At 62.4% G+C, this 9,648-nt stretch carries 6 protein-coding genes and 1 pseudogene; 2 read left to right on the top strand and 5 right to left on the bottom strand.

The features are described 5' to 3' along the window. Window positions 1–266: 266 nt before the first annotated feature. Window positions 267–935 (bottom strand): hypothetical protein, encoded by a 669-nt coding sequence (locus tag RUMESO_RS26775; RefSeq protein ID WP_037278124.1) that lies wholly within the window; start codon window positions 933–935, stop codon window positions 267–269. Between the two features lie 384 nt (window positions 936–1,319). On the opposite strand from RUMESO_RS26775, the gene RUMESO_RS03510 reads away from it, so the two are divergent. Next, on the top strand, window positions 1,320–1,628 hold the full coding sequence (locus tag RUMESO_RS03510) for a hypothetical protein (protein ID WP_051520984.1): 309 nt from the start codon (window positions 1,320–1,322) through the stop codon (window positions 1,626–1,628). Window positions 1,629–1,660: 32 nt separating this feature from the next. After that, window positions 1,661–3,889, top strand: a complete 2,229-nt coding sequence (locus tag RUMESO_RS03505) for a UvrD-helicase domain-containing protein (protein WP_051520983.1) — start codon at window positions 1,661–1,663, stop codon at window positions 3,887–3,889. 190 nt (window positions 3,890–4,079) lie between these two features. Here RUMESO_RS03505 and RUMESO_RS03500 read toward each other — a convergent pair. From RUMESO_RS03500 to RUMESO_RS23830, 4 genes and pseudogenes are all read right to left on the bottom strand, one after another. Beyond that, window positions 4,080–4,268: pseudogene (locus RUMESO_RS03500) on the bottom strand (transposase); the annotation flags it as partial. A gap of 117 nt (window positions 4,269–4,385) precedes the next feature. Further along, window positions 4,386–5,216: a phosphoadenosine phosphosulfate reductase family protein gene (locus tag RUMESO_RS03495; RefSeq protein ID WP_037278121.1), complete on the bottom strand. Its 831-nt coding sequence runs from the start codon at window positions 5,214–5,216 to the stop codon at window positions 4,386–4,388. Then, window positions 5,213–8,596 (bottom strand): ATP-binding protein, encoded by a 3,384-nt coding sequence (locus RUMESO_RS03490; protein ID WP_156362657.1) that lies wholly within the window; start codon window positions 8,594–8,596, stop codon window positions 5,213–5,215. Before RUMESO_RS03490 ends, RUMESO_RS03495 begins: the two co-directional genes overlap by 4 nt. Continuing rightward, a complete protein-coding gene (locus RUMESO_RS23830) occupies window positions 8,593–9,555 on the bottom strand; it encodes a DUF4007 family protein (RefSeq protein ID WP_082483330.1) in 963 nt (320 codons plus the stop codon). Before RUMESO_RS23830 ends, RUMESO_RS03490 begins: the two co-directional genes overlap by 4 nt. Window positions 9,556–9,648 lie beyond the last annotated feature (93 nt).

Raw genomic sequence — 9,648 nt, 5'->3', positions numbered from 1 at the left:
ATGAGTGCCCAGATAGGCGCCACGGGTCCCTACGCGAGCACCCGCCACAGGGTTGTGCAACAACGCCCATCACAGAGCTTGATTTAACCTCTCACACGACGCCTGGTGCGGGTGCCGCTCTGGGCCGTTGTTTCGAGCATCGCTGGAGCGGATCGTCAGAAGTGGGGGTCAATCTGATGCTTTTCGGACGTTGCCGGGGCACGTCTGAGTTACTGGTAGCGTTCCTCCGCGGGCCGCACGATCCCTTGACAAAGACGGGTTGCCAGTCACCGGAGGTCTGAGTTCAGGCTTACCCGGCTGAGGTCGCTTAGGCCATGTTCGATGTCGATTGCAATGTGCCGGCGCACCATGAGGGCGAAGGTGGACGCTTGAGGGTGCGGCGACGGCAGCCGACGAGCGAATTCGCCCAAAGCGACTGGCCCGTCCTTTAGCATTTCTTGAGCAGACAAGACTTGCGCTAGTGTTGTCTCGGCCAAGCGGTAAAAGGCGATAGTGCGGATTGCATCGAACTGAGGTTGAGCCAGAAGCGTTGAGCGTGTTGCCACCTCAAAGAGAACTCCCAGGTTGCTAAAGACCTCCTCGGCCTCCTCTAGCATTGCAGCATCAGCAGGGTCGTGCTCCCGGTAGTCGTCCTCCCGAAATACGGTCATCATGATCGTTTTGTCTCGCAGGTACTCGCGAAGGTTCGGGGTGCACATGGAGTTCACGCCCTTGTAGCCATCGATCCAAGCCTCGCCGAGCCCCTTGAGGACCGCGCTGATGTTCATGTGCTTGCGCTCTATAGCGACCTCGGACCTGGCTCCCAGCCTTGGAACCAGCGCGCGGCGGTGTCGGCTCTTGTTATAGGGTTGTCGGGACACCTCGGAGGCCAGCATCGCGAAGTAGTCCGCGACAATCAGGTCGTTTTCGTGGTCGGTCCAGGCCTCGTTCGGCATGATGCCAGCCTACGGACGTGCCCACCGGTTGTCATCCACCGCCCCTCGAACGAAGGCCTTTGATCCGCGATTTGATCTGCCGATCCTCTGACAAGGCGACTCCACGAGGCGCGGCGCAGGCGGGAGCCCCGGCTCAGGACGTGCGGCCCCGGGACAGCCGTGCGGATTGGCACAGTCAGTTCTTGCCGCAGCCCAAAGGGGCATGTCACTCTTTTCGTGTGACGATCGCCTCGAGGCCCCCTGCTTTCGCGTGCCCATTCTCCACTCCAGGCCTCCGCCTCGAGGGGCCTTGCGAAGCTTTCTCGAGCCGCTGTCGCATGACCTTGCGCCCGGGCTGAGAACGTCGGGGCGGACGGAGACGGCTAGCCATCCCTAAGGAGCAGAATGTTCGCGTACTTCCAGATTAAGGACTTCGAACGGTCGCTCCAGGAAGCGATCATAAAGGGCGGCAAGGGCAAGCCCGCCGCCGAGAAAGTCCAGGCGCTGCTTCACCGCCTCAAGAGCGAGGAGGATCCGTTCCGAAACTTCCTGCGGACGACGCATCATGGCGAGTCGAGGATCGCTCATTGTGTGAAGTACGACCTCCCCATGACTGGCGTCTCGTCACGGTCCAGAACAACCACACCTGCGGCTTGCTGTTCGTGGGAAGTCATGACGACACCGACCGCTGGCTCAACTCCCACAAAGGTATGAGCTTCGGGGTCAGCCGAGGAGAGGCGGTTCTCGTGCCCGGCGTGGGAGAGGACCTGCCTCACGGCCAAGGCTATGCGGCGAACGGCGTCGACCGTCCTCTCGTGGACCTGCTTCCTTCCGAACTTTCGGATCTGCTCTTCGAGGGCATGTCGCGCAGCGCGATGCGGCTCTTCGAGGCCCTCGATGGAAGGGCCGGCACCGGAGACATCCTGGCGGTCACGCAGAACCTGGAGGATCGGGAGCGAGCCGACCTCCTCGAGCGTGTCTTCAACCAGCTAGCGGTCGGGAACGTCGATGGTGCCGGCGACATCATCCGCTACGCGACGGGCCAGATGGAGGATCTGCCGTCCGTTCCGGACGACCAACTTCTCGAGGTGGAAGACGGACCCGATGTCCGTTGGCTCCGGATCGGCTCGCCGGAGTACGAGGCCTGGATGAAGGCCTTCGAGCTTCGATCCAAATGGCAGGAATGGTTCCTGTTCTTGCATCGTGACCAGGAGCGTGTCGTGAAGGCCGACTATCCCGGGCCCGCCCACCTGTCGGGCGTATCCGGATCGGGTAAGACCTGTGTGGCCGTCCGGCGCGCGTTGCGCCTTGCCGAAACGCCCGGATCAAAGGTCCTCCTCGTGACCCTCAATCGGAGCCTCGCGGGCCTCCTCAACCAGCTCGTTGAGGCCATCGCCATTGATCCCGAAGTCCGTTCCCGCATTGAGGTCTCGAGCTTCTTCCAGCTTGCGCAGAAGCTTCTCCACAAACTCGAGCCTGCCAACGCACTCATGTATGACGACGTCACTTGGAAGCTCGAAGAGCACGTCGACGAGGTCTTCCGGGAGTTCTACCGTTGCTGGCTCAACTCGGACGCGGCGGCCGTTCTCATGCCCCTGCACATCTCGCTCAACGCCCGCGGGATTTCGGCCGAGGTCTATCTGCGGGAAGAGTTCGACTGGATCCGGAGCGCGTTCCTGCTGGAGCGGAGGTCGGAGTACCGTCGCATCGAGCGGCAAGGGCGCCGGGTCCCGATCACGAGCGACCGTCGGGAGGCCATCCTTCAAGGTCTCGCCGGCTGGGAGGCCAAGATGAAGGCCGTTGGCGTGATCGATTATCTCGGTCTCACCGCCGCGCTCGCGCAGCACCAGGGCGACCTCAAGCCCAGCTATACGAACATCCTGATCGACGAGGCGCAGGACTTCGGGACCACGGAGCTCGCGATCCTGCGGACGCTGGTGCCCCGCGGCGACGACGATCTCTTCCTGTGCGGCGACGTGGCCCAGACCGTCCTGCCGAAGCACCGGTCCCTGGCGGAGGCGCAGATCCAGGGCGGCACGCGGGCCAAGATCGTCCAGAACTACCGCAACAGTCGCGAGATCCTGTCAGCCGCCTATGCCGTTCTTCAGCAGAACCTGACGGAGGACATGTTCGACTCCGAGGATTTGGAGATCCTGGACCCGAAGTATGCGAGCTTCCGAGGCTCGGCACCGATGGCGTTGAGCGCCGACAGCTTGAGTGAGGAGATCCCCTTTGCTCTTGCCTATGCCAAGAGCAGCCTGAAGCAGGGGGCTCGGTCAGTCTGTATCGCCTTCGCGGGGTTCTCGGCACGGGACGTGGCCGCCTTCGCGCGCCGGTGCGGCATCCAGGCCCTGGACGGGGCCTACGAACCGAGCCAAGCGCCTCTCGTCTTCAGCGACCTCGAGCAGACCAAGGGCTACGAGTTCGACTGCATGATCATCGTCAACTGCGCGGCTGGCGTCCTGCCGCCGCGTGACGGGCCCGAAGAGGAGGCCTATCGGATCGCCTGCAAGCTCTATGTGGCGATGACCCGCGCCCGGCGGGAGCTCATCGTATCCTTCAGTGGCACGGCGAGCCCTTGGATTGTCGGCGCGAAGGACTCGTTCGGAACAGCGTTCTGGTCGGCTGTTGAAGAGCCCGACCCGGAGCACAGGGCGGGCGTGCCCGAGATTCTGCCCGAGATCCAGCCGGAAGGCGGGGTCGAGAGCCTTTACGCGCTGACCGGGCGGGCCTTCCTTTACACCTCCCTAGGCCTCGGGCTGTCGGTCGAGACCCAGCAGAAGCTCCTCGAAATCGTCGACGGTCAGGGCTCGCTTCGCGGCAAGGTCCGGCTGAAGTGGCGAACCGTGGGCGCGCTCCTCAACGACCTCCATCAGTCGCGTCGAAGCGACGTGATAGTGGGCCCGGTGGTCGCGGCCGAACTCCGTTCGAAGCTGCCGCTGAACCTCGAGGTCCGTGCGGGAGAGCTCGCCTGATCGAGTAGGTCTCAGGTTCCGACGACGCTCTCGCCCCACGCCAACGGTGTGGATCGGCGCGTCGCCGGACCCCTATAAGCTTCCAACTGGGGCTCTGACTCAAACTGTGTGACGCAGGTTGGGCTTCTGGATCATGCGCGCTCTCAGGAGGTCGAAGTTGGCGCGGCCGTACATCTAAAGCGGTTTGCGTTCAATCGGGCGCATAGCCTGCGGCTCGGAAGTAGTTCTCGCACTCTGTGGGGGTGAACAGGTCGCAGATGCTGCCCAGGGCCTCGAAGATGCGCTCGAAGCTGCGCGCCTCCAGGCGCCGCAGGTGGGCCTTGAGCTTGGAGAAGGCCATCTCGATCGGGTTGAGGTCGGGACTGTAGGGCGGCAGGAAACGATGGACGCGAGTCGGCGGTCAGGAGTTCAGGCATGATGCCCGAGCAATGAGCTGCCTGTAGTGGAGGAAGGAGGCTAGCCAGTCTCGCTGGCCGTCGCCAAACCGCAGCTCACTTCACTTGTGGCAGGAGATGCAGACCTTCGCCTGCCCATAGAGTTCATCAATGTCCATCATGTCATTCCCGCTTCGGAGCGGATTAGCGACCATGCGCGCGCGCTGCCGCTCAACCCGTCTGTCGTGATCGACCTTAATCGCGTTCACCCGCTCCGGCCGCTCCAGATCCTCGAGCGACTCGCCCGCACTCCATGTGAAAGGCGAGCCGTGCTCGAGAGCATTCTTCTCATACGCCTTGGCGGCTTCGAAGCGGTCTGGATGTCGCTCCTTGAGCCGGACCCACTCGATCTTCTGCTGATAGAAGCAGAAGAAGCATCCGGATCGGGAACGCCATTCATAGTATTTCGGCAGGCCAACACCGGCGGCCTCAAGAATTTCGTTTACCGCGGCCTTGTCGATGCCTTCTTCGCGGAAGGGCAGCCGGACTGATAAGTTCGGGTGCGTGGAGGAATAGCCCTCCCGATAGTCCTCGTCCGAACGGATCGCGACATAGCTTACGACGTGGTCGCCAGCATCTAACGAGGGCCAGAGCCACTTCTCGAACGGCTTGATCTTTAATTGGCGCGTGCACCAGCGCGTCTTTGGACTCGGAAGGAAAGTCTTGTATTCCTCCAACCAGAAGTCGAAGCCACGATCCGGGTTCAGATAGGCGATGGGTCGACCGAGGAATCCTTCGAGTTTGCCCAGGAACTCGTAGACCTCGGGAAGTTCCTTCCCTGTATCGGTAAAGAAGTATTCGATATCGAGCGACGGATGGGACTGGCTCATGTGCACGGCAAGCGCCGCGCTGTCCCTGCCACCCGACAAGCCGAGAACATGACGCTCCCTCATGCTCGCGGCACCGAGCGACGGCCTTCGGCGAGCGTATGGACGCTACCCTCCTCGTCGGCGAAGCTCGTGAGTGCTTCCGCCAAAGCTGCGAGGATGACCGAGCGGGGCAGGTCGGCGCTGCGAAGCCTCGCCGCCATATCACTCGCTAGCTCGTTCGCCAGCGCGCGCTCACGATCACTCACGGAAACCTCCTGTGTCGTGAGGGCGGGCCTGCCCGGTTCGCTGACGAAGACAGCGATGCGAACGCGCTTACCCCGCCGGCCTTTCACGTGGGCCAGGCCCTCGGCTCTAAGAAATTCTTGCGCGAGCGCCGCAAGCTCCACTTGCGCAGCATCGACGTCGCGATCCACCCAGTCTCGAGTCGGCTTATTGGCAGCGAGGCTGGCCAGTCCCTCGATCGCCTCTACGCTTCGGTCGAAAGTGGAGAGACGGGTAGCGAACGCGTCGAGCCGGTAGTTGCCAGTCAGCGCAATGACCGTCCGGGCACGCTCGTGAAGGTCTCCATAGTCGTCGCCGATCTCGGTGACACGCAACTCCTTGAGCATCGTCGATCGGACATCTTCAAGCATCCTACCGTATGCGCCCAACACATCGCGCAATCCGGAGTCCACGATCGACCCGAGATCAGTATCGTCGCCGGAGCCTTCCCTGCCTGCAAGGAGGCGAGGTAGGTCGTCGAGGAGCAGCTTGTTCGGATCTGACGCCTTCTTGGCGAGATCACGCACATGGCGACCATTCGGCGCAAGCCTAGTGGTACGGAGCGTCCAAGGCTCAGCAGACATGACCATAGCTACGAGCGCGCGCGATACCGCCAATGGGTCGCCTGGGGGCACGAGGGTGCCAGAGAACGCCGACACGACGCGCGCGACAGCCGCGACATCCTCGACCTGCTGATTGTTGAACTCGCTCCAGCGCAGCCTAATGGCCTCGGGGTTCTGTAGAAGGCGATCCACCAGGAATTCCGACGGTAACAGCGTGAACATCTCGTCAAGATAGATCGTGACCCTGTCGAGCCGCGACATAAGGTAGGCCAGAGCAAGGATCGGGAGTACACCGTCGCGCATGCCGAACGGCCGCGCCCGCCACAGGCCATAGAGGCCACCAATCGACATGCCAGATCCCGCGGCGGCGAACATCGCATCCGCCTTCATCCAAGCATGACGAAGATTGCAAGGGTCCGACCCGGCGGGCTCGGCGAACCGGAAGATGTCGCCATCCTCTCGGTGCAGTCCCGCCGAGGCCAGGATGGACTCGTAAAGTCCACCTTCGGCCGGATAATCTTTGATGCCTAGGCGCAGATCCGTCGGTTTGCCCACCATCGCGTGCATAAGCGCTCGGGCTGCCGCCACAGCGTTGGACGATGGCTTTGTGCGGTTTAGAAGCTCATTCGAAATGCGCGGGCTGTCCGGGAAGAGCTTGCCGGCGATCTCTGACGCGATCGCAGCGAGCCCTGCGGCGCCGCCGGGCTCGCCGCCGGCGAACTCGCCACCATTCTCCATCAACACCGGCACATGCCAGACCGTGGCATCGAGACTCGCTCGCAGACGGTCCTCCAACTCCGCGGAGCAGCGCGCCATCGCGCCGGCCAGCTCACGCCGCGCGACAGGATCCCCGCGCAACTCGGAGCGGGTGGCCTGGACTCGGTCGTAAGAGACCAGCTCGATCGATAGTTCACGAATATAGTAGCCGTCCGACGCCAGCCCGAGGGCGATCGGACGCTCACCCACTTTACTGCAAAGGCGCGAGAAAGTGCGGCCGAGCCGACGCTGATCCTCACCGGCCGTGTTGAGTAGAAGGAGAAAAAGGCCGGTCGCCCCATTTTGCGGAACGTATTTCTCAATGCGTTCAGCGGCTTCGTCGGTCGTAGCGATGTCCACATCAAACCAGCGAAGGGCGCCAGTCTTGTGGTAGTGCCGCTTCGCTAGCACGGGCGCCAATACGCCCATCGATCGCAGATGCGAGAGGTCGAGGTCTCCAGCCTCCGCACGCGCGCGCAGCAGGGCTTCATCGAGATCGAAGTCGGACCCAGCGTAAATCGAGACAGAGCCCAAGTGCCGACGATCGATCAGAATCGACCAAGACTTCAATCCTTCGATCAAGCTTTCGATCTGCGTCGGCTTGAGATCTGGATTGGCTGCTCCGATAACCTGAAGGCTCGGGACGAGCCCCGAACGCTCGCGCAGCATGTCGACCAAGGCCACGGTCTTTACAATGCGCACTTGCGCCGGGTCCGCACCCCGCCCCTCACACCGCTCGACCGCATCGACAGCCGTCGACCATCGGTGCCCGTCAGGAGAAGCGAGGATGGAAGGCTCCAGGTTTGCACGCAGATAACTCCAAAGCCACTCGGCGTCGTAGAGAGCACCCTCTTCGAAATTGGTAGTCGCAAGGAAGTCTTGGAATCCGAAAGGCTCGGCCGAGTTAAGAAAGCCGAAGATGCTGCGCTGGTTCTGCCCAAACCGGCGCCGGGACAGCGGCCCTAAGAGGCATGCGATCACGGGGTTCAGCGGCCAGCAGCGCTCCAGCCTCTCCCGCAGCCCCTCGACGGAGCCACGGCGTCCCGCTGTGACGGCCTCCGCCACAGCCTGCGCACTCGTAGCTTCGGGCGCGCCGCCACGCGATACGATCGCGCGGGAGATGAGTTCTAGCTGCTCCTCGCCAGCTAGATTCACGGGAATGTCGACGAAGCGGCCCTGAACCTTGAGCCACTCGTCACGAGCCTCGCGCGCCAGCCTATGCGCATAGTCATCGAATGCCTGATGTAGAATCCCAATGACAAGCAGGTGCCCTTGGCTGCGCGACGCAGCCTCCGCCAACTCTTGGAAGATATGGACGTCGCCGCCGCCCATAGCGACATGCTCGAGGATCTTCCCCATCTCGTCCATGAGAAGGAGTAGCCGGCGTCCCGACCGGGTAGCACGGACAAGATCCGAGACGACGCCGGACTTTGAGGGCTTCACCCCGGCGGCTCGCAGCGCTTCCGCAATCGAGCCTTCGACATCTCGGCGCGCCCCAACGACCGGCACCACAAGATACTCTGGGCCGCTACCACCCAGTGCGGAGCTACCACCTAATGCGGAATAGATCTCGGCTGTGAGATCGGGCCCGAGCACGTCCGCAGCCGCCGCGCGCGCGGACGGCTCCGCGCCCAACAGCGCCGCGAAGACCGACGCGAGACTAGATTTTCCGCAGCCGTAAGGGCCCGTCCACGTAAATGCCCCTTGGCCGCGTTCCCCGACTTGCCGCACGGTCGACTGGAGCACGCTGACAGCCGTCGGTGTCGTGATGAAGCCTTCCAGCGACGCAGCGGACACGTCGGAGTCGACGCGCGTGGCCCGCTGAAAGCGTCGGGCAACCTGCACCGTATCAAGGAGCTTCATTCCGCAGCCTCTAGAAGATCGACAACATTGAGGCCCAGCCCAAGCGGATCGACGATCTCAGGATCGCGGCACGCGATCTGTCGCAGGCCGGAGGATTCGTCCCACCAAACCGCGCCGCCGGTGACGCCATCGATGCGTTCGAGTCGCTCGGCGATCGAGTCCTCGTCTAGCAGGAACACGCGACCGGGAGACCCAGGATCGGAGGCGACCGTCTCGATAGATAGATGCCTACGACTGGGATAGCGGTCCCGCCAGAACTCCATCAGCGCGTGAGCGAAGACCTTATCAGGTAAGGTCGCCTTGGGCCCGCGGCGAAACTGAGCAGCCGAACCGACGTCGACGGTCGAGATGAGGCCGAGTTCGGCGAGCGGAGACTCGAGTGCATCCTCTCCAGCCCGGGCGCTCCGACGCCGGACATAGGTGCGCATGAAACACTCTACGTCGCGGGTGAGCGTCACCGCGGCCGGCAACTTCAGATCCGGAATTACCTCGAGCCGCGCCGTCAAACGGCTTCGCAAGGTCTCCCTGCTGAAGATCGTTTCATTGAATTCATTAAATGCGAAATACCAGACTGTAGCCCTTCCCGGTGCGCGAACAAGATTCCAATGTAGCAACCACAACGACGATGGCTGCTCAAGATATGGGTCGCCCGTCTGATCGTCGAATATCGCCCGAGCGATGGAAGTGGTCTGATAGTCTGGATTTCGGCTGTCACCGATGGGCTTCAGTATCCCGCAGGACATCGCCCAATGCCGCATCGCCGGGACCATGTTGCGCCCCACACCAAACCTAGATATGGCGTCGCCGGCTGCAAAGATTGACCTGGTATTCGGCTCTCCTGCATGTTCCATTTCACGCACGGCGTCGTACGCCTTCTTGAACCAACCATACTTGGGCGGGAAGGTCTCATGCCCCGAAAACTGCAGTCTCAGGCCACTCTGATCCAATAAGCTCTTCATGAGATCCTCGGCACTGGACGTTCTATCCAGTAGGGCTTAGTCTCATGGCTTCGAGCCGTCAACGAGAATGTGCTGGTTGTGTTCCCCAGTGCG

It is taken from the genome of Rubellimicrobium mesophilum DSM 19309 (assembly GCF_000600335.2).
GTDB lineage: Bacteria > Pseudomonadota > Alphaproteobacteria > Rhodobacterales > Rhodobacteraceae > Rubellimicrobium > Rubellimicrobium mesophilum.
This window is presented reverse-complemented; position numbering and strand designations above follow the sequence as displayed.

Excerpts from the sequence above, each read along its gene's own strand:
- RUMESO_RS23830 (WP_082483330.1), bottom strand. The coding sequence starts at position 9,555 with ATGAAGAGCTTATTGGATCAGAGTGGCCTGAGACTGCAGTTTTCGGGG.
- RUMESO_RS26775 (WP_037278124.1), bottom strand. The coding sequence starts at position 935 with ATGCCGAACGAGGCCTGGACCGACCACGAAAACGACCTGATTGTCGCG.
- RUMESO_RS03510 (WP_051520984.1), top strand. The coding sequence starts at position 1,320 with ATGTTCGCGTACTTCCAGATTAAGGACTTCGAACGGTCGCTCCAGGAA.
- RUMESO_RS03490 (WP_156362657.1), bottom strand. The coding sequence starts at position 8,596 with ATGAAGCTCCTTGATACGGTGCAGGTTGCCCGACGCTTTCAGCGGGCC.
- RUMESO_RS03495 (WP_037278121.1), bottom strand. The coding sequence starts at position 5,216 with ATGAGGGAGCGTCATGTTCTCGGCTTGTCGGGTGGCAGGGACAGCGCG.